General features: G+C 68.6%; 19 protein-coding genes. 9 read left to right on the top strand and 10 right to left on the bottom strand.

The annotated features are described in order from the left end of the window. Positions 1-52 precede the first annotated feature (52 nt). Positions 53-1042 carry a carbohydrate kinase family protein gene (locus tag SD37_RS28045; protein WP_145926753.1) on the top strand — a complete coding sequence of 330 codons (990 nt, stop codon included), beginning with the start codon at positions 53-55 and terminating at the stop codon, positions 1040-1042. Between the two features lie 74 nt (positions 1043-1116). On the opposite strand, the gene SD37_RS28040 is transcribed toward SD37_RS28045, so the two are convergent. Continuing rightward, a complete protein-coding gene (locus SD37_RS28040; RefSeq protein ID WP_044850090.1) occupies positions 1117-1770 on the bottom strand; it encodes an alpha/beta fold hydrolase in 654 nt (217 codons plus the stop codon). 56 nt (positions 1771-1826) lie between these two features. Continuing rightward, positions 1827-3761: an asparagine synthase (glutamine-hydrolyzing) gene (gene asnB, locus SD37_RS28035; RefSeq protein ID WP_044850089.1), complete on the bottom strand. Its 1935-nt coding sequence runs from the start codon at positions 3759-3761 to the stop codon at positions 1827-1829. Positions 3762-3957: 196 nt separating this feature from the next. Between asnB and ctaC the strand changes: the two genes are divergently transcribed. After that, entirely contained in the window at positions 3958-4896 is a 939-nt protein-coding gene (gene ctaC / locus SD37_RS28030; protein ID WP_037309370.1) for an aa3-type cytochrome oxidase subunit II, read from the top strand. 40 nt (positions 4897-4936) lie between these two features. Continuing rightward, positions 4937-5356, top strand: coding sequence for a cytochrome c oxidase subunit 4 (locus tag SD37_RS28025; RefSeq protein WP_007029867.1), 420 nt, complete (start codon positions 4937-4939; stop codon positions 5354-5356). Between the two features lie 67 nt (positions 5357-5423). On the opposite strand, the gene SD37_RS28020 is transcribed toward SD37_RS28025, so the two are convergent. Next, complete coding sequence (locus SD37_RS28020; protein ID WP_044850088.1) at positions 5424-6338, bottom strand: DMT family transporter; 915 nt, start codon at positions 6336-6338, stop codon at positions 5424-5426. An 82-nt stretch (positions 6339-6420) separates the two neighbouring features. Here SD37_RS28020 and SD37_RS28015 point away from each other — a divergent pair, with 82 nt between their 5' ends. Further along, complete coding sequence (locus SD37_RS28015) at positions 6421-7383, top strand: GlxA family transcriptional regulator (RefSeq protein ID WP_044850087.1); 963 nt, start codon at positions 6421-6423, stop codon at positions 7381-7383. On the opposite strand, the gene SD37_RS28010 is transcribed toward SD37_RS28015, so the two are convergent. Further along, on the bottom strand, positions 7356-7775 hold the full coding sequence (locus tag SD37_RS28010) for a cupin domain-containing protein (RefSeq protein ID WP_044850086.1): 420 nt from the start codon (positions 7773-7775) through the stop codon (positions 7356-7358). The two genes, SD37_RS28015 and SD37_RS28010, sit on opposite strands and share 28 nt — an antisense overlap. Positions 7776-7828: 53 nt before the next feature. Here SD37_RS28010 and SD37_RS28005 point away from each other — a divergent pair, with 53 nt between their 5' ends. Beyond that, positions 7829-8809 carry a helix-turn-helix domain-containing protein gene (locus tag SD37_RS28005; protein WP_044850085.1) on the top strand — a complete coding sequence of 327 codons (981 nt, stop codon included), beginning with the start codon at positions 7829-7831 and terminating at the stop codon, positions 8807-8809. 143 nt (positions 8810-8952) lie between these two features. Here the strand turns inward: SD37_RS28005 and trpD are convergent, their stop codons facing one another. The 3 genes from trpD to SD37_RS27990 all read right to left on the bottom strand — a co-directional run bounded on the left by trpD (position 8953) and on the right by SD37_RS27990 (position 10878). Further along, positions 8953-9984 (bottom strand): anthranilate phosphoribosyltransferase, encoded by a 1032-nt coding sequence (gene trpD, locus SD37_RS28000; protein WP_044850084.1) that lies wholly within the window; start codon positions 9982-9984, stop codon positions 8953-8955. Positions 9985-9988: 4 nt separating this feature from the next. Next, entirely contained in the window at positions 9989-10399 is a 411-nt protein-coding gene (locus SD37_RS27995; RefSeq protein WP_037309389.1) for a hypothetical protein, read from the bottom strand. A gap of 62 nt (positions 10400-10461) precedes the next feature. Then, complete coding sequence (locus SD37_RS27990; RefSeq protein ID WP_044850083.1) at positions 10462-10878, bottom strand: hypothetical protein; 417 nt, start codon at positions 10876-10878, stop codon at positions 10462-10464. Positions 10879-10973: 95 nt separating this feature from the next. On the opposite strand from SD37_RS27990, the gene ctaE reads away from it, so the two are divergent. Genes ctaE through qcrB form a run of 4 tightly spaced genes read left to right on the top strand, consistent with a single transcriptional unit; the run spans position 10974 to position 15265 of the window. After that, positions 10974-11597 carry an aa3-type cytochrome oxidase subunit III gene (ctaE, locus tag SD37_RS27985; RefSeq protein ID WP_005164165.1) on the top strand — a complete coding sequence of 208 codons (624 nt, stop codon included), beginning with the start codon at positions 10974-10976 and terminating at the stop codon, positions 11595-11597. 55 nt (positions 11598-11652) lie between these two features. Beyond that, complete coding sequence (qcrC, locus tag SD37_RS27980; RefSeq protein ID WP_037309397.1) at positions 11653-12471, top strand: cytochrome bc1 complex diheme cytochrome c subunit; 819 nt, start codon at positions 11653-11655, stop codon at positions 12469-12471. Beyond that, positions 12468-13601, top strand: a complete 1134-nt coding sequence (gene qcrA, locus SD37_RS27975; RefSeq protein WP_044850082.1) for a cytochrome bc1 complex Rieske iron-sulfur subunit — start codon at positions 12468-12470, stop codon at positions 13599-13601. The genes qcrC and qcrA overlap by 4 nt, the downstream gene beginning before the upstream one ends. Continuing rightward, complete coding sequence (gene qcrB, locus SD37_RS27970; protein WP_037309403.1) at positions 13598-15265, top strand: cytochrome bc1 complex cytochrome b subunit; 1668 nt, start codon at positions 13598-13600, stop codon at positions 15263-15265. Before qcrA ends, qcrB begins: the two co-directional genes overlap by 4 nt. 86 nt (positions 15266-15351) lie before the next feature. On the opposite strand, the gene SD37_RS27965 is transcribed toward qcrB, so the two are convergent. The 3 genes from SD37_RS27965 to SD37_RS27955 all read right to left on the bottom strand — a co-directional run bounded on the left by SD37_RS27965 (position 15352) and on the right by SD37_RS27955 (position 21913). After that, on the bottom strand, positions 15352-15756 hold the full coding sequence (locus SD37_RS27965; RefSeq protein ID WP_044850081.1) for a hypothetical protein: 405 nt from the start codon (positions 15754-15756) through the stop codon (positions 15352-15354). Next, on the bottom strand, positions 15753-19655 hold the full coding sequence (locus SD37_RS27960; RefSeq protein ID WP_236725134.1) for a nucleic acid/nucleotide deaminase domain-containing protein: 3903 nt from the start codon (positions 19653-19655) through the stop codon (positions 15753-15755). The genes SD37_RS27965 and SD37_RS27960 overlap by 4 nt, the downstream gene beginning before the upstream one ends. 86 nt (positions 19656-19741) lie before the next feature. After that, positions 19742-21913, bottom strand: a complete 2172-nt coding sequence (locus SD37_RS27955) for an AbfB domain-containing protein (RefSeq protein ID WP_145926751.1) — start codon at positions 21911-21913, stop codon at positions 19742-19744. Positions 21914-21965 lie beyond the last annotated feature (52 nt).

The following is a 21965-nucleotide window of genomic DNA, read 5'->3' as shown; positions in this document are numbered from 1 at the left end:
GGGTAACTTAGCCGTCCTCGTCTCGGCGAGGCCGACCGATCAAGGAGAACCGGTGGCAGACAGCGCCAGGATCGCAGTATCCGGCAGTATCGCAACCGACCACCTCATGCACTTCCCGGGCAGGTTCGCCGAGCAGCTCATCGCCGAGCAGTTGCACCGCGTGTCCCTGAGCTTCCTGGCCGACGACCTGGTCGTCCGGCGGGGCGGGATCGGCGCGAACATCGCCTTCGGCCTCGGTGTGCTGGGCAAGAGCCCGATCCTGGTCGGCGCGGTGGGCTCCGACTTCGCCGACTACCGCTCGTGGCTCGAGCGGCACGGCGTCGACACCGCGGGCGTGCTGGTGTCCGAGGTCGCGCACACGGCCCGGTTCGTCTGCACCACCGACGAGGACCTGTGCCAGATCGCCACCTTCTACGCCGGTGCGATGGCCGAATCCCGCAACATCGAACTCGAACCGGTCGCCGCGCACGCCGGCGAGCTGTCGCTCGTGCTGATCAGCCCGGACGACCCCGAGGGCATGGTCCGCCACGCCGAGGAGTGCCGCCAGCGCGGCTACCCCTTCGCCGTCGACCCTTCGCAGCAGCTGGCCAGGATGGACGGCGAGCAGGTGCGCTCCTTCGTCGAGGGCGCCAAGTACCTGTTCAGCAACGACTACGAATGGGAACTGCTGCTCCAGAAGACCGGCTGGACCGAGGCCGACGTCCTCGACCGCGTCGGCATGCGGATCACGACGCTCGGGGAGAAGGGTGTCGAGATCATCGGCAAGGACGGTCTCGCGCTGCAGATCGGCGCCGTCCCGGAGCGCGGCAAGGTCGACCCGACCGGCGTCGGCGACGGCTTCCGCGCCGGGTTCATCGCCGGGATCGACGGCGGTCTCAGCCTGGAGCGTTCGGCGCAGCTGGGCTCGCTGATCGCCGTTCTGGTGCTGGAGACCGTCGGTACGCAGGAGTGGACCTTCCAGCGCGAAGACGCCCTGGGCCGGCTCAAGGAGGCCTTCGGTCCGGAGTCCGCCGAGGAGATCGCCGCGATCCTGCCCGCGTGAGCTGAAGGGGACTTTCCCCTCATGTGATGCGACGAAAGGGCCCTTCACCGCGTGAGACGCGGTGAAGGGCCCTTTCAGCCGCGTCCGGTCAGGATCCCGCAGATCTCGGCGGGCCGGGACATATGCGGGCAGTGTCCGGCGTCGATCTCGATCGCGGTGACGCCGAGCCGTTCCTTGGCGGCCTGGCGCATCCAGCCCGGTCTCAGCGTGCGATCCCGCGTGGGGACGATCACCGTCGACGGGACCTCGGGCGCGGGCCCGGCGGGATGCGTCGCGAGGACTTCGGGGCTGAACAGCCGCAAACTGTCCAGTGCCGGCCGTTCGGTCTCGGGATCGCAGTCGTGGAAGAGGAACTCCGACGCCTTCGCGGGTTCCGCGGCCGGATCCACGCCGATCCAGTCCGGTTCGAGCAAGGCGCGGGCCTCGTCCCGCAGGCACCGCCCGCCCGCGAAGTCGGGGATGTAGGCGGCGACCCACACCAGCGACCGCGCGCCGAGCGCTTCGGCGATCGCGGGAAGCAGCACCCCGGTCCCGGAATGGGCCACCACGACGGGCCGTTCGCCGTCGTACTGGTCCCGCACGTGCTGGGCGTATCCCTCGACCGGCAGGTCTTCCGGCGTCAGCAGGTCCACCGCGAGCGCGCGGTGCCCGGCGGCGGCGAGCAGCTTGGCCACCCGGTCCCAGCTCGCCGGGCTCTGCGTTGTGCCGTGCACGAGGACGAAGTCCATCCCTCCATGCTGGCCCTCACCCGCAGAACGGTGAAGGCCGGCATGGCGAGTCGTGACTAGAGCTTCACCGGGTAGACCGGCTCCGGCACCTCGGGCTTGATGCGGTTCTCGACGAAGATGCCGTGCCACAGCATGAACACCAGCAGCGCCCACAGCTGACGGCTGCGGTCGTGCTGGCCGGCCTTGTGCTCGTCGAGCAGCGCCAGGACGGCGTTCTTGTCGAGCAGTTCGCCGGTCTGCGAGTCCGAGATGATGCCCTTGGCCCAGTCGTACATCTCGTCGCGCAGCCACAGCCGGATCGGCACCGGGAAGCCGAGCTTGCGCCGGTTGAGCACATGCGCCGGGATGATCTTCGCCAGCGCCTGGCGCAGCGCGTACTTGCTGGTCCCGTGCGTGAGCTTCTGGTCGACGGGGATGGTCGCGGCGACCTTGAACACCTCGGAGTCGAGGAACGGCACGCGCAGTTCCAGCGAGTTGGCCATGGTCACCTTGTCGGCCTTGACCAGGATGTCGCCGCGCAGCCAGGTGAACAGGTCGACGTGCTGCATCCGCGCGACCGGGTCCCAGCCCTCGGAGACCCGGTACCAAGGAGCGGTGACGTCCTTGAAGCCGACGCCTTCCTCGTAAGTGCGCAGCACCTTGCGAAGCTGGTCGTCGCGGAAGTTGCGGGCGTTGCCGTAGTAGCGGTCCTCCAGCGGCAGCGCCCCGCGCCGCAGCAGGTCCTTGCCGCGAGTGCCCTCGGGGATCTTCGTGGAGACCTTCCCGAGGATCCTGCGCATCCCGCCGGGGATCTTCTCGAATGGCGCCAGTGAGATCGGCTCGTTGTAGACGGTGTAGCCGCCGAAGAGCTCGTCGGCCCCTTCGCCGGACAGCACCGCCTTGACGTGCTTACGTGCCTCGCGGGCGATGAACCACAGCGGCACGAGCGCCGGGTCGGCCACCGGGTCGTCGAGATACCAGACGATGAGCGGCAGCGCCTCCATCATCTCCTCCGCCGACACCACCCGGACCACGTGCTTCACCCCGATGGCGGCGGCCGTCTCGGCGGCGACGTCGACCTCGGAGTAGCCCTCGCGATCGAAACCGCTGGTGAACGCGATCAGGTTCGGGTTGTGCTCCTTGGCCAGCGTCGCGGTGGCGGTCGAGTCGATGCCACCGGAGAGGAAGGCGCCGACCGTGACGTCCGGGTCGGAGATCATGTGCTTGCCGACCGAGTCGCGCATCGCGTCGGCGATGCGCTCGTACAGCGCCTCCGCCTCGGCCTGGCCGTTCACCGGCTTCGCGGTGAACTGCGGGTGGAAGTAGCGGGTGAACTCGACCTCGCCGCCCGGGACGACCCGGAAGGACGTCCCGGACTCGACGCGGCGGATCCCGGTGTGCAGCGACTCGGGCTCCGGCACGTACTGCAGCACCAGGTAGTGCTGCAGGGCCTTGCGGTCCAGCTTCTCCTCGACGCCGAGCACGCTCGAAAGCTCCAGCAGGCTCTTCTTCTCACTCGAGAAGGCGATCTTGCCGGGGCCGGCGGCGTAGAACAGCGGTTTGATCCCGAACGGGTCGCGCGCGCCGAAGACGACCTTCTCCTGGGAATCCCAGATCATGAAGGCGAACATGCCGCGCAGCTTCTTCACCGCGTCGTCGCCGAGGTAGTGGTACGCCGCGACGATCGCCTCGCCGTCACCTTCTGTGGCGAATTTCGCACCGTGCCCGGCGGCCAGCTCGTCGCGCAGTTCTTTGTAGTTGTAGATCTCTCCGTTGAAGTTCAGCGTGTAGCGCTCAGGAGCCTCCGGCGGGCCCCAGATCAGCGGCTGGTGGGCGTGATCGACGTCGATGAAGGCCAGCCGGTTGAAGCCGTAGACCACTTCGGCGTCGGCCCAGGTGTCGTGCTCGTCAGGACCGCGGTGCCGCTGGCAGCGCATGGCGGTGTCGACCGCCTCGCGGGCGCCGGCCGCGTCGGCTTCGGTCGAACAGATCAGTCCAAGCAGGCCGCACACGTCTAGTTCACACACCTCTTGTTGTGGCCGAGCGGGGGAGAAGGGCCCAGTATGCCCGGGTGTGGGTACACCCGGATGTGGTGGGGGATACGCGTGTTGGGGTTACCCCTTGGTCAGCGTGGCGCCACAACTCGGCTAGGCTCCGCGTGAACAAGAAGATCGGTCGAGGAGGCTCTGGGTGAAAGGGCAAGGCGCAGTGGGAAATCCAGAGCGCACCCCCGTTAAACGGGCTGGTCGCATCGCAGCGCTCGCGGCGTTGGTGATGCTGACCGCGACGGGCTGTTCCGGGGACGAGATCCTTCGCTTCGGCTGGCCGGTCGGGGTGACCCCGCAGGCGCACGACATGCGCACCCTGTGGACGTGGACGGTCGTCGCGGCGCTGGCCGTCGGTGTCATCGTCTGGGCACTGATCTTCTGGACCGCGATCTTCCACCGCAAGAAGAAGACCGCCGACGGCGCGGAGGAGGAACTGCCCCGTCAGTTCCAGTACAACATCCCGCTGGAGATCTTCACGGTCGTCGTCCCGACGATCATGGTCTGCGTGCTGTTCTTCTTCACCGCGACCACCGAGAACCGCGTGCTCGCCGAGACGGACAACCCGGACGTCACGGTCGACATCGTCGCGTTCCAGTGGAACTGGGAGTTCAAGTACAAGAGCGACTCCAAGAACCACGACGACCCCGAGATCACCACGGTCGGCAGCTCGACCGAGATCCCGCTGCTCGTCCTGCCGACGAACAAGACGATCCAGTACAACCTGCGGTCGGCGGACGTCATCCACTCGTTCTGGGTGCCGGAGTTCCACTTCAAGCGGGACGTCATGCCGGACCCGGAGAAGAACAACCAGGACTTCACCTTCCAGAACTCGATCGACCGGGAAGGTTCGTTCGTCGGCCGGTGCGCCGAGCTGTGCGGCACCTACCACTCGGGGATGAACTTCGAGGTCAGGGCCCTGTCGCCGGACAAGTACGCGCAGTACATCCAGCTTCGCGGCACGGTGAACCCGAAGAGCGGCAAGCCGAACACGGCGTCCGAGGCGCTGACGGCGATGAACTGCGGCGACCTGTGCGCCCCCTACGCCGTCACCACCACCCCGTTCAACACCGACCGCACCGCGCGGGTCGCGTCCAACTGACCCGGCTGTTCGAGCCCGAAACAGGAGTGAGGCAACGTCCATGAAGGTCGAAGGACGGATTTTCTTCCTCGTCGCGGTCTTCTCCGTCGTCGTGGCGGGTATCTACGCGTACATGACCGGAACGATGACCCGGGACGGCGTCGAGCCGGTCGGTGTGGTGGCCCTGATCCTCACCGGTGGCCTGGCCTTCCTGGCCGGCAGCTACCTGCAGTTCGTGGCGCGGCGCATCGAGCCGCGGCCGGAGGACCGGGAAGACGCCGAGATCAGCGACGGCGCCGGTGAGCTGGGCTTCTTCAGCCCCGGCAGCTACTGGCCGATCGGTCTCGCGGCGGCCGCCGCGCTGACCGGGGTCGCGCTCGCGTTCTTCCACGTCTGGCTGCTGATCATCGCGCTGGGCCTGGTGATCGTCGCCATCGGCGGGCTGGTCTTCGAGTACCACACGGGTCCCAACCACGAGTGACGGTCTCGTGCCGAAGCGGCGCCTTGATCCGGTGACGGATCGGGGCGCCGCTTTTGCATTCAGAGGACTAAATGCGGGCGGGCTGGGGCGCCTCGGGTGCGGACTTGGGCGCGGAGTCGGCCGTGGACTTGGGAGTGCGCTTCGGTGCGAGCGCCGCGGCCAGGACGGCCAGCATCCCCACGCCCTCCGGCCAGGTCGGCCGGTGGCCGTAGGCGAGGACGTCCACCACCACCGCGACCACGGGGTAGACGTAGGACAGCAGCGCCACGGTCGTGGTCGGCAGCTTGCCGATGCTCGCGTACATCAGGACGTACATCAGCGCGGTGTGCACCGTGCCCAGCAGGACCAGCCACAACAGCCCTGAGGTGTCCGTGGGCAGCGGCGTGACGAGCAGCGCGGGTGCCAGCACGATCGTCCCGGTCACCAGCTGGACGGCCGCCAGGACGTGCGGGCGCAGGTGTTTGAGCTGCTTCGCGACGAACGAGGCACCGGCGTAGAGCGCGGCCGCGCCGAGGGCGAGCGCGATCCCCTCCAGCCGCACGGGCTTGCCGTCGACGCCGTGTGCGGACAGTGAGATGAGTGTCACTCCACCGAACGCGATCAGCGCCCGGATCAGCTGGCTCTTCGCCATCTTCTCGCCGAGGAACGCCGCGGCGAGACCGACCAGCATCAGCGGCTGCGTGTGGTAGACGACGGTGCTGACCGAGATCGACGAAAGCGCGTAGGAGGCGAACAGCAGCACCCAGTTCCCGACCAGGAACAGGCCGCCGAGGACGGCGAGCCACAGGTCGCGGCGGGTGAGCGTCCAGGGCCGGAGCCAGCCTCGCGCGGCGCTCCACACCAGGAGCAGCAGGCCGCCGACGAGACTCCTCGCGAACGCCACGGCGGGCGCGTCGGCACCGCTTTCGAGGACGACGGCGCCGATCGTGCCGGACAGCGCCATCGCGGCCGTCCACTGGAGCAGGGGGTTGTTCTTGTTCATGGCGACCACTTTCGACCTCGGGCGCCCGGCCGACCAGTGTCAGAGATGACATCGACCGCAAAACTTATGACACACTGCCGGAATGGATGTGAAGAAGGTCGCGGTGGTGCTCGCCGACCAGGTCTCGCCGTTCGAACTCGGCGTCGCTTGCGAGGTCTTCGGCACCGATCGCAGCGCCGACGGCATCGAGGGCTGGGACTTCGCCGTCTGCTCGCCCGGCGGCGAGAACGTCCTGAGCTGGTCCGGCTTCGGGTTGAACAGCCTGGAAAACCTGGACTTCGCGGCGTCCGCCGACCTGCTGATCGTCCCGACCTGCGCGCCGCGCAGCGCGAGCCCGCCGGAGCCGGTTCTGGAAGTCTTGCGCGACGCGGCGAGCCGGGGTGCGTGGGTCGCGGGCTTCTGCGCGGGCGTCTTCTCGCTCGGGTACGCGGGACTCCTCGACGGCCGGAACTGCACCGTGCACTGGGTCTACGAGCAGGAGTTCCGATCGCGGTTCCCGACGGCGAAGGTCGACCCGAAGGCGTTGTACGTCCACGACGGCGGCGTCCTCACCAGCGCGGGGACCGTCGCCGCCGTCGATCTGTGCCTGCATCTGGTGCGCGAACTGCGCGGCGTCGCCGCGGCCACCACGCTGGCCAGGCGGATGGTCGCGGCTCCGCATCGGGCCGGCGGGCAGGCGCAGTTCGTGCAGGCGCCGGTGCCCGAGACGGCCGCGCCGGACGACACCGTGCTCGCCGAAGCACTCGAATGGATCGAGCGACGGCTGGATCAGCCGTTCACCGTCGCGGAACTCGCCCGCCGCAGTGGTCTGGGGGAGCGTACGTTCCTGCGCCGGTTCTCGGCGGCCACCGGCACGACACCGCACCGGTGGCTCACCGAACGCCGCCTCGATCGCGCGCAGGCGCTGCTCGAAGAAGGTCGTCTGTCCATTGAGGACATCGCGGTCGCCTGCGGCTATGCCTCCGCCGCCGCGCTGCGGCACCAGTTCGGCAAGCTCCGCGGCACCAGTCCGAGTGCCTACCGCAAGACGTTTTCCGCCGGCTGAGCGGAAATGTCGTGCCCGACGGTGACGTCGACGTACTCGGGGACCTCCTCGTGCACGTCCCCGACCGTGAGCGTCCCGGTCGGCTCGAACAGCAACAGTGACGCACCGTCCACTGAGGACGGTTTGTGATAGGTGCCGCGCGGGACGACGAACACCGAGCCCCGCGGCAGCGTGACGACGCGTTCGCCCGCCTCCTCGCGCAACGCGATGTCCAAAGTGCCGTCGAGGACGTGGAAGAACTCGTCGGTGTTCTCGTGGACGTGCCAGACATGCACGCCCGCGACCTTGGCGAGGCGGACGTCGTAGTCGTTGACGTGGGCGACGATCCGCGGGCTCCAGATCTCGTCGAATCCGGCCAGTGCGGTTCCCAGATCGATCGGCTGCTTGCTCATGACCTCGATCCTGGCCGCTGGACCGGTGCGGCGGTGAGTGCTAGGAATCGCATATGTCGCATGATTTCTCGCACAGGGTCTTTTCACACCGGGTCGCCGTCCTGGTCGACGAGGGCTCCAACCCCTTCGAGATGGGCGTCGCGACCGAGCTCTTCGGCCTGCGGCGGCCGGAACTGGACCGGCCCTGGTACGACTTCACGCTGTGCGCCGCCGAGCCGTCCGTGCGCATGCACCTGGGGATGTTCATCCTCACCGGGATCGCCGGACTCGAAGCGCTGGAATCCGCCGACACGGTGATCGTGCCCAACCGGCCCGAACCGGAACTCCCGGTCGGGGAGCCGGTGCTGGCGGCCATCCGCGACGCGGCTGCGCGGGGTGCCCGGCTGGTGAGCTTCTGCACCGGCGCGTTCACTCTCGCGCGGGCGGGTGTCCTGGACGGACGGCGCGCGACGACGCACTGGAAATGGGCCGGGCTGTTCCGGACCCTGTTCCCCGAGGTCCGGCTGGAGCCGGACGTCCTGTTCGTCGACGACGGCGACATCCTGACCGCGGCGGGCAGCGCGGCCGCGCTGGACCTGGGCCTGCACCTGATCAGCCGCGACCATGGCGCCGAGGTCGCCAACGCGGTGAGCCGCCGTCTGGTGTTCGCCGGGCACCGCGACGGTGGCCAGCGGCAGTTCGTCGAGCGTCCGGTGCCGTCGGTGCCGGACACCTCGCTGGCGCCGGTGCTCGAATGGGCCCGCGAACGACTGGACCGGCCGCTCACCGTCGCCGACCTCGCCGCGCGGGCGGCCGCCAGTCAGGCGACACTGCACCGGCGGTTCCGGGCCGAACTGGGGACGACGCCGCTGGCGTGGCTCACGACGGAACGGATCGCGCTGGCATGCCGGCTGATCGAGCGCGGCGAGCAGCGGCTGGACCGGGTGGCGCGGGCTTCGGGCTTCGGTACCGCCGCGAACCTGCGTACGCAGCTTCGGCGGGCTACGGGGCTGACGCCTTCGGCTTACCGGGCACGGTTCAGCACCGCTTCGTAGGCCGTTGGGCGGGGCCTTACCTCGCACTTGGTCGACTGCTTGCGCCGGTCTCCAGGCTGTGAACCAGAGTGAAGCCGTGTTATGAACGGGACTTTCATTGCAAATTTTGCAATGAAAGTCCCGTTCATAACATGCCGTGAGGGTCAGGCGAAGGCGATCCACCGGTTCAGCAGGTCGGCCGCGGCGCCCGAGTCGATGGCCGAGGCGGCCCGCGCGAGCCCGGCCGCCAGATCGTCTTCCAGCGACCCCGAGAAACCGGCGAAAGCGGCCAGCGCGGCCGCCGAGTTGAGCAGCACCGCGTCCCGCACCGGCCCGGTCTTCCCGGCCATCACCTGGCGGAACACCTCGGCGTTGTGCGCCGCGTCGCCGCCGCGCAGGTCCTCCGCGGTCGCCCGCGGGACGTCCAGCGACGAAGGATCGAAGCTGCGTTCCGTGATCTCACCGCCGGAGACCACCCACACCGAACTGGTGGTCGTGGTGGTGATCTCGTCGAGCCCGTCGTCGCCGCGCACGAGCAGCACGGTCATCCCGCGGCGTGCGAACACCTCGGCCAGCACGCGGGTCTTGTCCTCGTAGGCGCAGCCGATCAGCGAACTGCGCGGCTGCGCCGGGTTGGTCAGCGGGCCCAGCAGGTTGAACGTCGTCGGCACGCCGAGTTCGCCCCGCGTCGGGCCGGCGTGGCGCAGGGCGGGGTGGAACTTCGGCGCGAAGCAGAAGCCGATGCCCAGTTCGTTCACGCTGCGCTGGACCGTCTCCGGCGGCAGGTCGATGGTGACGCCCAGCTCTTCCAGCACGTCGGCCGCGCCGGACTTCGACGACGCGCTCCGGTTCCCGTGTTTCGCCACCGGCGCGCCCGCCGCGGCGGTCACCACCGTGGCCATGGTGGAGATGTTGACCGAGTTGGACCGGTCGCCGCCGGTCCCGACGATGTCCACCGACGGCCGGTCGATCGTCACCCGTTTGGCATGCGCCAGCATGGCGTCGGCCATGCCGGAGATCTCCGCCGGTGTCTCGCCCTTCGCCCGCAGCGCGACGGCGAACCCGGCGATCTGGGAGGGCGTCGCCGCCCCGCTCATGATCTGGTCCATCGCCCACGCGGTGTCGTCTTCGGACAGGTCCGTCCGCGCGATGAGCTGGTTGAGCAGGGACGGCCAGGTCTTGGCTGCCGCGCCCATCGGGTCAGCCGTGCACGACCGGCACCCGCCGGGCGCGCAATACGTCGGCGACCGTCTCCGCGGCGGTCAGCGGGTCGAGCGGGTGGACCAGCACCGCGTCGGCCTGCGACCAGGTCGCGAGCCAGCGGTCGTCCTTGCGCCGCACCGACACCACGATCGGCGGGCAGTCCTCGATCTCGTTCTTGAGCTGGCGGGTCAGCCCGATGCCGCCGGTCGGCTGCGCCTCGCCGTCGAGGATGGCCAGGTCCACGTTGCCCGCGTCCATTTCGACGAGGACCTCGGAGATGCCGGACGCCTCGGTGTAGTCCACCCGGCCGAGGTCGGCGGCGGGCCGGCGGCCGACGGCGTTGATGATCGCCTCGCGCACCTCCGCCTTGTGGCTGAACACCAGGATCCGCATCGCCTGCTCGCCCATGAGCGCGCCTCCGCCTCGTCTAGTCATCTCGACACCGGCGATGTTATCCGCCATGACCGACATCACGTGGACGCACCCGACGGCTGGAGCGCGTCCCAGCCCAGCGAGTCGCCGCCGAGCCGCTGCGCGAGTCCCGCCATCCGTGACCGTTCCTGCGCGCAGTGCAGCGCGTCGAGGGTCTGGACGCGCACCGCGTGCGCCAGCGTGAGGTCGCCGTCCGGTCCCTGTTCCCGCAGCTCCCAGCCGTCCTGGGCGAGGATCGAGGCCGCCTCCGCCACCTTTTCGGGCGGCAGTTTCAAGTGGTGGCGCAGGATCGCCGGTGCTTCGGCGACCCAAGCGGGTGATCTCCGCAGCGCCGACGAGTCCGCCTCGGCCGGGTCGAAGGCTTCCACGACGATCTCCACGCCGGGCGTGTCGACGGTCAGACCTGGGCGGTCCTGCTTCTTGACCAGGTCACGAAGCCGATCTAGTAAACCCATGAGTAGCCCTGTTCCCACTTTCGTTCAGATGTGACCCGACACGCACGCGACTTGCCGTGGACCCACCCGGCGGGCCCCGTGCGTGAGAGGACATAATGCGACGCGTGACAACGGCAGCTCCCACCATCAGCCAGCGGGTCCACTCGCTGAACCGGCCGAACATGGTCAGTGTCGGCACCATCGTGTGGCTGTCCAGCGAACTGATGTTCTTCGCCGGACTGTTCGCCATGTTCTTCACCGTGAAGGCGCAGAACGCCACCGGTCAGTGGCCGCCGCCGCTGCACGGTGAGCCGTTCGAGTTGAACGTCGCCTTGGCGATCCCGTTCACGGTGATCCTCGTGGCGTCCTCGTTCACCTGCCAGTTCGGCGTGTTCGCCGCCGAAAAGGGCGATGTCTTCGGCCTTCGACGCTGGTACATCATCACGTTGATCATGGGCGCGATCTTCGTCGGCGGCCAGGGTTACGAGTACCTCCACCTGATCGACGAGGGGATGACGATCCCGTCCGGCCCGTTCGGCACGGTCTTCTTCCTCGCGACCGGGTTCCACGGCCTGCACGTCATCGGCGGGCTCATCGCGTTCGTGTACCTGCTCATCCGCACCAAGCTGAGCAAGTTCACCCCGGCCCAGGCCACCTCGGCGATCGTCGTGTCGTACTACTGGCACTTCGTCGACATCGTGTGGGTGGGCCTGTTCGCGGTGATCTACATCCTTCCGTGAACGAAGCCGCCACCACGACCTATCGGCCTGAACTGACAGCAAGGGTTGCCGCAAGATGACCTCCAGCAAGGACAACACGGAGCGCCGCTTCCGCAAGCGGTCGAAGGCTCGCAGGCGGTTCGCCGGCGCGCTGGCGCTCGGGATCGCGCTGCTCAGCGTGGGCGGGTTGTACGCCGTTTTCGCCCCGGAGCCGCAGACCGCACAGGCGCAGGGCGAATCCGCCCTCCTGCGCGAGGGCGAGAAGCTCTACAACAACACGTGTATCGAATGTCACGGGCCGAAGCTCGAGGGCGTCCAGGACCGTGGCCCGAGCCTCATCGGCATCGGCGACGCGGCCGTGTACTTCCAGACCTCCACCGGCCGCATGCCCGCGGTGCGCCAGGAAGCCCAGGCGCAGCGGAAGCCGCCGAAGCTGTCGGAAGCCGAGATCAACGCGCTGGGCGCCTACATCCAGGCCAACGGCGGCGGCGCGCAGCGTCCCACCGAGAAGGGTGACGCGCTGCGCGGCGAGGACGTCGCGCGCGGCAGCGAACTCTTCCGCCTCAACTGCGCCTCGTGCCACGGCTTCACCGGCCGCGGCGGTGCGCTCTCGTCGGGCAAGTTCGCCCCGAACCTGGACCCGGCCACGGAAGAGCAGATCTACACCGCGATGCTCACCGGGCCGCAGAACATGCCCAAGTTCTCCGACCGGCAGCTGTCGCCGGAGGAGAAGAAGGACATCATCGCGTTCGTGAAGTCCGTGAGTCACGGGAACAACTCACCCGGCGGTAGCTCGCTCGGCGGACTTGGCCCGGCCTCGGAGGGCGCGATCGCGTGGATCGTCGGGATCGCCGCGCTGATCGGCGTGACGTTGTGGATTGGATCGAAGGCATGAGCGCCGAAGGGCCGAAGCCGCCGACAGAGGCGGAGTTGGCGGACATGGATCGCGACCAGCTGGTCAAGCTGGGTACCGCGCTCGACGGGGTCGAGATCGTCGAGTACCCGAAGCCGTGGCCGGTCGAGGGGACGCGGGCGGAGAAGCGCGCCGAGCGCGTGGTCGCCCTCTGGTTCGTGCTGGCCGCGCTGTCCGGCCTCGCGTTCGTGGTCCTCGTCGCGTGGCCGCACTGGTTCGAGTACAAGGAGCCGGGGACGACCGGTTACACCAAGTACACGCTGTACACGCCGCTGCTCGGGATCACCCTCGGGCTCGCCGTCCTCAGCCTCGGTGTCGGCGTCATCCTCTACACCAAGAAGTTCATCCCGGCCGAGGTCTCGGTGCAGGAGCGCGGGGACGGCGGGTCCAAGGAGGTCGACAAGGCCACCATCCTGGCCCAGCTGGCCGAATCGGGCACCAGCAGCACCATCGCGCGCCGTTCGCTGATCAAGCGGTCCGCGGGCGCCGGTGCCGGTGTGCTCGGCCTCGCCGTCGCGGCGCTGCCGATCGGTTCCTTCATCAAGGACCCGTGGAAGGACACCGAGAACCGCGACTCCCTGTGGCACTCGGGCTGGAAGAAGAACTTCCCGGAGGAGAAGGTCTACCTCCGCCGCAACACCGGCCGTCCGCACGAGGTCTCCCTGGTCAGGGCCGAGGACCTCGACGCGGGCGCCATGGAGACGGTCTTCCCGTTCCGCGAGTCCGAGCGTGAAGACGAGCACGCGCTGTCGGCCGCCTTCAAGCGCGTCGACAACCCGGTCATGCTGATCCGCCTCCGCCCGACCGACGCCGCCAAGGTCGTCAAGCGTCAGGGCCAGGAGGACTACAACTTCGGCGACTACTACGCGTACACGAAGATCTGCAGCCACGTGGGCTGCCCGACCTCCCTGTACGAGCAGCGGACCAACCGCATCCTCTGCCCCTGCCACCAGTCGCAGTTCGACGCGCTCCACTACGCCAAGCCGATTTTCGGACCGGCGACGCGGCCGCTGGCCCAGCTTCCGATTACAGTGGACGAAGAGGGCTACCTGATCGCGCGCGGAGACTTCAACGAGGCCGTCGGACCGGCCTTTTGGGAGCGTAAGTCATGAGTTCACTCACCACCCCGACAAAGGGGACGAACCCGGTCGAGAAGGCCGCGGGCGCTGGTGCGAAGTGGGCCGACGACCGGTATCACCTGGCCAAGGGCATGCGGCACCAGCTCAACAAGGTGTTCCCGACGCACTGGTCGTTCCTGCTCGGCGAGATCGCGCTCTACAGCTTCATCATCCTGTTGCTGTCGGGTGTCTATCTCACGCTGTTCTTCGACCCCTCCATGGAGGAGGTCGTCTACAACGGCAGCTACACCGGCCTGCAGGGCGTCGAGATGTCGCGGGCCTTCGCGACCACGCTCGACATCTCGTTCGACGTCCGCGGCGGCCTGTTCGTCCGGCAGCTGCACCACTGGGCCGCGCTGATCTTCGTGGCCTCGATGATGGTGCACATGTTCCGGATCTTCTTCACCGGCGCGTTCCGGCGCCCGCGTGAGGCGAACTGGGTCATCGGTGCGCTGCTGCTGGTCCTGGGCATGTTCGAGGGCTTCTTCGGCTACTCGCTCCCGGACGACCTGCTCTCCGGTACCGGTATCCGCGCGACCCTGTCGGGCATCGTGCTTTCGGTGCCGGTCATGGGCACCTGGATCCACTGGGCGCTGTTCGGCGGGGAGTTCCCCGGCAACGAGATCATCCCGCGCCTGTACACGATCCACATCCTGCTGCTGCCGGGCATCATGCTCGGCCTGGTGGCCGCGCATCTCGCGCTCGTCTGGTACCAGAAGCACACGCAGTTCCCGGGCGTGCGCCGCAAGGAGACCAACGTCGTCGGCGTCCGCATCATGCCGGTCTTCGCGCTCAAGGGCGGTGCGTTCTTCGCGCTGGTCACCGGCGTCATCGCGCTGATGTCGGGCCTCTTCCAGATCAACCCGATCTGGAATATCGGCCCGTACAACGCGGCGCAGGTCTCGGCGGGTTCGCAGCCCGACTGGTACATGGCCTGGGCCGACGGCATGCTGCGGATCTGGCCCGCGTGGGAGCTCTACCTCGGGAACTACACGGTCCCGGCGGTGTTCTTCCCCGGCGCGGTCGGGATGCCGCTGCTGATCGGGTTGCTGGTGATGTATCCCTGGATCGAGCGAAAGCTGTCCAAGGACACCGCGCACCACAACCTGCTGCAGCGTCCCCGCGACGTCCCGGTCCGGACTTCGCTGGGCATCATGGCCCTGACCTTCTTCGCGGTCATCATGCTGTCGGGCTTCAACGACATCATCGCGTTCGCCTTCGACATCTCGCTGAACGCGACGACGTGGGCGGGCCGGATCGGCGTGCTGCTGCTGCCGCCGCTGGCGTACTACATCACCTACCGGATCTGCCTCGGCCTCCAGCGGGCCGACCGCGAGGTGCTGGAACACGGTGTCGAAACCGGCATCATCAAGCGCCTGCCGCACGGTGAGTTCATCGAAATCCACCAGCCGCTCGGCCCGGTGGACGACCACGGCCACCCGCTGCCGCTCGAGTACCAGGGCGCGTCGGTGCCGAAGAAGATGAACAAGCTCGGCTCGGCCGGGCACGCCGTCGCGGGTTCGGTCTGGTCGCCGGACCCGGTCGAGGAGACGATCGCGCTGGAGCGTGCCCGGGCCAACGGGCACGGCAACGGCAAGGTCGACGACATCGGCGGCGAGCCCTCGCAGGAGCGCAAGGAGATCACCTCCGGGCACTAGCCAGCCTGCCAAGAAGCGCGTGAAGGCCCCCTTCCCTCGGCTCAACCGAGGGAAGGGGGCCTTCACGCGTGTCAGGGGTCCCGCGTTCAGTCCTCTAATGGCGTTTCGACGACCTGCAGCTCCAGCGGCCGCATGTCGTCCTTGCTCGGCACCACGGTGAGGCCCGCGGCGGAGAGGACCGCGGTGAGAGCCGCCCTCACCGCCGCGTGTGCCGCGTTCAGCTGCCGCACCCTCGGATGCTCGAACTCCCCGGCCGTCAGGTGCCGGTGGACCTCCTCCTGCCAGGCGACGTTCATCAGCCAGTTCACATAGACGCCCCCTCCTGGGAAGAGGTCCACGTCGATCGCCGCGCCGCCCTCGTCGCTGAGGCCGGTGAGGTCCGGTTCGGCGATCACCCGGAAGCCCGCTTCCCGCAGGACGGCCGCGGTCCGGCCGCCCAGTGCGAGCAGCCGTTCCTGTTCGGCGGGGGAGACCCGTCGCGGCGACGTCATCCGGCACCCACGAGCACGCGTTCCTCCTTGGTTTCGGCGACCAGCGCACCGGGGAAGTTGATTCCGCGTTTCCGGTAGGCCTTCCGCATGTAGCCCTGCAGGATCTGCTTGTAACCCGTGTCGATCTCCGGTATGCCCGTCCAGTTCACGGAGAAGGAGAAGACGAGATCATCGGCCATTTCGGGGAGCCAGTCCCGTGCGCAATCGGGACACCGCTCTCGCTCACTGTATAGCGCCTTGATCATTTTCGGGTTCTTCCCCTTGGCTCGCACCTTCTCGACGATGTCCTTTTCCGAGTGGTGGTCGTCGCCCGCGCTGAAACCGATCACGTAGTTCGGGTACCTGCCGTCGGGGTTGGTCCAGCCTTCCAGATAGGCGACGGCGATGTTGCGGCTGATCCCGAAGCCGGACTCGATCCGCGCGTCCATCGCGATGGACGACATCCCGCCGCTGTCGTAGTCGACGAGCCCGCAGGTGAAGTCCGGGAGATCCGCTGTCTTGGCGGCGGCCACCGGGACTTCGGAGAGCCGCTTGCACCATTTGCGGACTGTCTTGAAGATCGGGGTGACCTTGGACGCGACCTTGCGGAAGATCGCGGACCTGTTCAAGAACTTGGAAATGTTCTGGATGATCTTCACGACCGCCGAAGCGACCTTCGGCAGCTTCAAGAAGACGACGACGATCGACGCCACGTTGACCACGGTCCAGATGCAGGCCTCGATGTTGCCTTCGCCGAAGCACCGCTCCGCGTCACGCCAGCCGATCACCTCGAGCAGGACTTCGGCCCCGACCTCCACCAGGAAGGCCGTCACACTGCCGCCGTTCTTCGACTGCTCGGCGGCCTGGCGGTACTCGTCCAGCAGCATCCGGCCGAATTCGGTCGTCGAGAGCATGGCGACTTCTTCTTGGCTCAGATCGGGCAGCCCGGCCCCGGTCTCCGCCGCCGCGCGGCGTCTCGCTTCCTCATCGTCCTTTCGTTGCTGTTCCTCCGCGCGGTCGGCGGCTTGCTGTGCTTCGGTCGCGCTTTGACGTGCCCGTTCCGCGGCGGCGGCCGCGTTGCGCGCGTGTTCTTCCGCCCGGTCGGCCGCGGTCCTGGCTTCGGCCGCCGAGGCTTCGGCGGCGGTCGCCGCGTCCCTGGCGAGTTGAGCGTCCCGTTCGGCACGCGACGCCGAGTCCCTCGCCGCCTGTGCCTCGCGTTCCGCCGCGGCGGCGCTCCGGCCGGCGATGGCGGCGTCGGCGTTGGCCTCGTTGGCCGCGGCTCGCGCGGTCTGCGCGTCCGCGCGGGCGGCCGCGTCCGCCGCGTTCGCCCGTTCCCCCGCGGCGCGAGCCAGCGCGCCTTCGGCCGCGGCGACGGCTGCCGCTTCCTGCGCTTCGGCCGCCGAGTTCGCCGCGGCGGCGGCTGATGCCGCTGCCCGTGCCGCCGCTTCGAACGCGGGTTTCACCTCTTTTTGCGCCCGAGCAGCGGCTTCGGCGGCCTGATCCGCCGCCAGCCTCGCTTCGGTGGCCCGGTCGCGGGCCGCTCGCGCCTGCTCGGCTCCGACCGCCCTCGCCTGGTTGGCGACCAGGATGACGAAATCGGCGTCGAGGTCCGAACCCGCGTACGGCGCGACGACGGTGATCGCCCGGTTGGCCGGATCGGTGATCGCACTCGACGACGACCGCGCGGCGGTGGACGCCCGCAGGGCGATATCCGCTTGCGTCGCCGCGGAGACCGACTCGTTGAACGCCGCGTCGGCCTCGGCGCGGGTACGCTCCGCCGCCATCAGCGAACGCATCGCTTCGCCGGCCGCTTGTTCCGCGAGCTGAACCGCGTTCCGTGCCGCCTCGGCCGCCTTGGTCTCCTCAGCGGTCGCCTCGGCCGCCTTCACGTTGGCCTGGGTGGCGTGGTGATGGGTCTCCGCCGCCGACGACTCGGCCCGGTTGGCCGCGTGGTTGGCCGCCGAGGCGGCGGCGCGGGCTTCCTGAGCGGCCGCGCGCGCCCGTGCCGCCGCTCGGGTCGCCTCGCCCGCCGCTTGCCTGGCGACCACGGCCGCGCCGGTCGCCCGGTTGGCGGCGTCGCGGGACGCGGTGGCCGCGGCGGTCGCGTTGTTGGCCTCGTTCCGCGCCGCGATGGCGGCGTTCTTCGCGTCGGTCTCCGCCGCGGTGCCTCGGGCGGCGGCCGCGGCGGCGTCCAGTGCGTCCGCCTTCGCCTGCGCGGTCTGCTTCAGCCGTTCCGCGGTGAAGGCGGCGTCGCGGGCGGCTTTCGCCTTTCCTTCTTCGCCCACCGCCCGCTGTTCGGCTTCCCCTGCGAGCCGTTCCTGTTCCTGTGCGCGGAGGTTGGAGTCGTGGGCGATACCGGCTTGGCGTTGGGCCTCACCGCGGTGACGACGTGCTTCCGCGGCCGCTTGGTCGGCACGCTGACGGGCGGCGGCCGCGTTGGCGCGTTCGGCTTCGGCGACCCGGCGGGCGTTCTTCGCCCTGTCCCGCTGCCGTTCCGCTTCCTCGCGATGCGCGCGGGTGCGGCCGGCCGAGGCCCAGGCGGCGTTAGCCTCGGCTTCGGCTGCTTCGCGAGCCTGCTTGGCCCGGACGGCCGCGTCCTTGGCCGCCACCGCCTGTACTCGTGCCGCTTCGGCCACCTGTGCGGCAGCGACCGCGTGCTCTTCGGCGTGCAGACCCCATTGGCGAGCCTGCTCGGCGTGTTTCTCGGCGCGTTCCTGGGCGTTGCGTGCCTGGTCGGTGGCTTCGGTGGCGTCGATCGCGTGCTGTGCGGTCTCCGAAGCGTGGACCGCGGCCTGTCCGGCCGCGCTCATTCCTCGCGCTATGTCGGCCCACTGAGTGCCGTAGGGCAGTCCGACGGCGACCAGTTCGGCGGCCTGGACGCCCGCCTGCTCGGCCGCACGGACGGCGTCGGTCGCGGCGGTACGGGCGTTGCCGACCTGACGGGCGGCCTCGGCCTTGACCAACGCGAAGGAATCAGCGGGGTGGTTGCCTGCCGCGTCGTTCGCGTCGAGGATCTGCTTGGCCTTACGGGCTTCGTTCCCCGCGAGCACCATCGCGTTCGCGATCCGCTGGAGCGCGCGCAGCGCGTCCCCGTGCGCCACCATCAGGTTCCGCCGCGCGGTCATCGCCCGCGCGGCCCGCTTGGCGAGGTCGCTCAGCTGATCGGCGGCGCGCGCCGCGGCCTCCTGATCACGGACCTGCTTCTCCCGGTCGTCGGCGTCGCGTTTCGCCGCGACGAGGTACCCGGTGTTGAGGAACTCCGCGATCGCCGCGTCACCCGCGTCGAGCGCGGCCTGTGCCGCGGTCTTGACGTGCTGGCCGGCGACACCGAGCAGCGCCGTGACCCTGGCCCGCAGCTGATCGGCACGGGCCTGGCCGCCCGCCGCGATCTGTGCGTCGCGCTCCCTCGCGATCTCCTTGCCGTAGGCGAGGAACTGCTCGCGGTCGATGTCGCCGCCCGCGAGGACTCGTTGGACCTCGGCGTTGAAGATCGGCCCGCCGGTGCCGGCCATCGCCTGGATGGTGACCCGGTTCTGGCGCGCGGTCTCGGCTTCACGCGCCGCGGCCCTCGCCTTGGCGGCGTCGAGGCCGGTTTCGAGGAATTCGTGCAACGCGGCTTCGGTGCCCGCGTCGAGCGCCGCCCGTGCGGCCTCACGTACTTCGGGCTCCTCGGCCAGCTCGGCCTGATCGGCGATGATCTGCCGGACGACGGGACTGCCCACCAGGGCGGGTACGCCCGATCGGCCGTCCCAGTTGCGGTACGGGTCCTCCGGCATGGGACGGGCCGGGGACGTCGGTGGTGGCGTGGCCGGTGGTGGATCGTCGGCCGCCACCGCGGGCACCGGGTTGATGAGCCCGGCGAGTACGGCGGTGGCCAGGAAGACAAGGAACGTTCTCAGCAGATATCTCGTTCTCGACATCAGAACCCCCAGGTATCGGTGAAAAGAACTACTGCGGGGTGAAAGAGGTGCCTTGCCGGTGTACCCGGCAAGGCACCTCGGGATTGTCAGTTGTAGTACTCTTTCGCGCCTTCGGCGGCGGTGTGTTCGATCCTTCCGTACTGGAAGTAGCTCACGCGTTTACCGGGTACGCCGGGGAAATCCATTTCGTCGGAAGTGGGATAGCCGAGCCTGCTTCGTTCGTATTGCAGTGCCGCCCACCGATCGAAAATGGCTCCGTAGATCAGCTTCGGGCCGATGTCCGGGTGGTACCAGATGCCCCTGGGGCCGGCGAACAGGTTGCGCATGCCTTTCCCGTCGGGCAGGTATCCCGTGTCCCCGCTGGGAATGAATCCCGGGATGCTACGGCCACCGGATTCGAGGTACTTGGCGAGCAGCGGGTCCATTATCCGAACCACGCCGTGCTGGGCCGACCAGAAGGCGCCACCCTTCTGGAAGCGCTTGTACCGGATGCCGTTCAAGATGTTCTCAGGCTGGATTTGCGGCCCGAGTCCGTTCCAGCCCCACCAGTCTTCGTTGAACCAACGCTCGTCGATCTTCGTGGTGATCCAGGGGTTCGGGCCGACGGGAATCCAGCTGACGTCGGCGGCGAAGTTCCCGTCGGTGTCGAAGTTGTTCTCCTTGCTCTGACCGTTGGCCGCCCAGAGCTGGCCCCAGTACTGACGCAGGTAGCGGCCGGGGTGGGCTTTCGCCTCCAGCGTCACGTTGGTCGGGCTGCCGTCCTTGCCCGCCTTGGCGCACCAGGTCGCGTTGAGCTTGTAGACGTCGGTGCCGTCGTTGCCCGCCAACTGGACGCGCAGGTTGGCCGCGACACGCAGGTAACTGCCGACCCGTGTGGCCGATTCGAGGGAGAAACAGGCAGGGTCGGCGAGCCCTGGCACGATCTTCCAGGTGGCCTCACCCAATGGTGCGGTGACGACATCCGTCGGCTGGGTTCCCGGGGTGGCCCAGGCATCGCCGCCGGCACTGCGGACATGCCAGCCTCTCCGGCCGGCGGTGACTCCGGCGAACGCCTGTTCCAGCACGGTGTACTGGCCCTTGGCGAGGAAATCCTTGACCTGGTCCCAGGTTCCGTTCGCGGCGACGTCGGCCGCCGCCGCGGCGAGCCGGGGACGGAGCCTGCTCGCGTCGGCCTTGGCCTTGATGTCGCGGATCTTCTGCCGGTCGGCTTCCTCCCGTTCACGGAGGATCCTGGCGTCGTCCTTGGCGCGGGCCTCGGCGACCCCGGTTCTGATGTACCGGTCCCAGTCGGCCGCCACCCCGGCGAGGGCGAGGGTGGCCGCGCTCTTGATCTCGCGGTGCGCGGGGTCGGCCAGTTCCGGGGTCTTGAGCAGTTCGCGGATGAAGTCGTCGTCGGCGAGGTCGAGCCAGGCCGCGACGGCGAGGACGGGAACCTTGTCGCAGGCGTCCTTCTTCGCCATCCTGGCGGCTTCCCGGCGGGCGGCCTCCTGGTTCTCCCGGTTCAACCGGTCGAGGTAGTCGAGCTGGTCCTGCTGCTGCAGCGCCCTGATCTTGTTCTCGATGAAGTCCTTCCACACCGCCGCGTCACCGCCGAACGCGTCGAAGGCACCCTGCTTGAGTTTCGGGTGTTCCGGTTTGGCCTTCTGGTAGACCTTGTAGATGAACATCTGGTCGTTGTCGTTGAGCATGACGTCGTCGAAGTCGGTGATGTCGGCGTCGATCAGGATTTCCCGGCGCAGCTGAACGGTGCGGTCCCAGGCCTCCTGGCGACGCTGCCGTTCGACGCGGTCACGGGCGGCGAAATCGAAGACGCCGGTGCGGATGAACGCGGTGGCGTCGGGGGCGGTGTTGTTGTCGAGCATGACTTTGTAGACGCGGTAGGCTTCGGCCTTGGTGACCGGGAAGTTCGTCGGGTTGATCTTGTCGTAGACCTTGAAGACGAAATTCATGTCGGTGGCTTCGCGCCATTCCTTGGTGGCTTCGCCGACCTCTATCTCGAAAACCGCCCGCACCTTTTCGACCTCGGTCGAGGCCGGCAGTTCGGCCGCCGCGGCGTTCGGGCTTTCCTGGGGGACCGGTGCCTGAGGGGCCGGTGCCCGGGTGACGTCCGGGGCCGGCGCCTCGACGGTCGGGCTCGACGGTGCCGGTGGGGCGGCGTACCCGGTGGCCGGGGTGAACAGGCCGCACAGCACGGTCGCCGCGGTCAGAACAGCGACACTCCTGGCAGGTCTTCTGCCGAATATCAGTGATCTTCGCATTTCGATACCTTTGTTCAGCGGAAAGGCCGGCCGGGAGCCTGGGCGCGTTTCC

The sequence above is a fragment of the Amycolatopsis orientalis genome (assembly GCF_000943515.2).
GTDB lineage: Bacteria > Actinomycetota > Actinomycetes > Mycobacteriales > Pseudonocardiaceae > Amycolatopsis > Amycolatopsis orientalis.
The sequence above is the reverse complement of the archived record's forward strand: the minus strand, read 5'-3'. Positions and strand labels throughout refer to the sequence as shown.

Bases quoted from the DNA above. Each gene is read 5' to 3' on its own strand.
- qcrB (WP_037309403.1), top strand. From the start codon at position 13,598: ATGAGTTCACTCACCACCCCGACAAAGGGGACGAACCCGGTCGAGAAG.
- qcrC (WP_037309397.1), top strand. From the start codon at position 11,653: ATGACCTCCAGCAAGGACAACACGGAGCGCCGCTTCCGCAAGCGGTCG.
- trpD (WP_044850084.1), bottom strand. From the start codon at position 9,984: ATGGGCGCGGCAGCCAAGACCTGGCCGTCCCTGCTCAACCAGCTCATC.
- qcrA (WP_044850082.1), top strand. From the start codon at position 12,468: ATGAGCGCCGAAGGGCCGAAGCCGCCGACAGAGGCGGAGTTGGCGGAC.
- SD37_RS28010 (WP_044850086.1), bottom strand. From the start codon at position 7,775: ATGAGCAAGCAGCCGATCGATCTGGGAACCGCACTGGCCGGATTCGAC.
- SD37_RS27955 (WP_145926751.1), bottom strand. From the start codon at position 21,913: ATGCGAAGATCACTGATATTCGGCAGAAGACCTGCCAGGAGTGTCGCT.
- SD37_RS28040 (WP_044850090.1), bottom strand. From the start codon at position 1,770: ATGGACTTCGTCCTCGTGCACGGCACAACGCAGAGCCCGGCGAGCTGG.
- SD37_RS27960 (WP_236725134.1), bottom strand. From the start codon at position 19,655: ATGTCGAGAACGAGATATCTGCTGAGAACGTTCCTTGTCTTCCTGGCC.
- SD37_RS28020 (WP_044850088.1), bottom strand. From the start codon at position 6,338: ATGAACAAGAACAACCCCCTGCTCCAGTGGACGGCCGCGATGGCGCTG.
- ctaE (WP_005164165.1), top strand. From the start codon at position 10,974: ATGCGACGCGTGACAACGGCAGCTCCCACCATCAGCCAGCGGGTCCAC.
- SD37_RS28005 (WP_044850085.1), top strand. From the start codon at position 7,829: ATGTCGCATGATTTCTCGCACAGGGTCTTTTCACACCGGGTCGCCGTC.
- SD37_RS27995 (WP_037309389.1), bottom strand. From the start codon at position 10,399: ATGGGCGAGCAGGCGATGCGGATCCTGGTGTTCAGCCACAAGGCGGAG.
- SD37_RS28025 (WP_007029867.1), top strand. From the start codon at position 4,937: ATGAAGGTCGAAGGACGGATTTTCTTCCTCGTCGCGGTCTTCTCCGTC.
- SD37_RS27965 (WP_044850081.1), bottom strand. From the start codon at position 15,756: ATGACGTCGCCGCGACGGGTCTCCCCCGCCGAACAGGAACGGCTGCTC.
- SD37_RS28015 (WP_044850087.1), top strand. From the start codon at position 6,421: ATGGATGTGAAGAAGGTCGCGGTGGTGCTCGCCGACCAGGTCTCGCCG.
- SD37_RS27990 (WP_044850083.1), bottom strand. From the start codon at position 10,878: ATGGGTTTACTAGATCGGCTTCGTGACCTGGTCAAGAAGCAGGACCGC.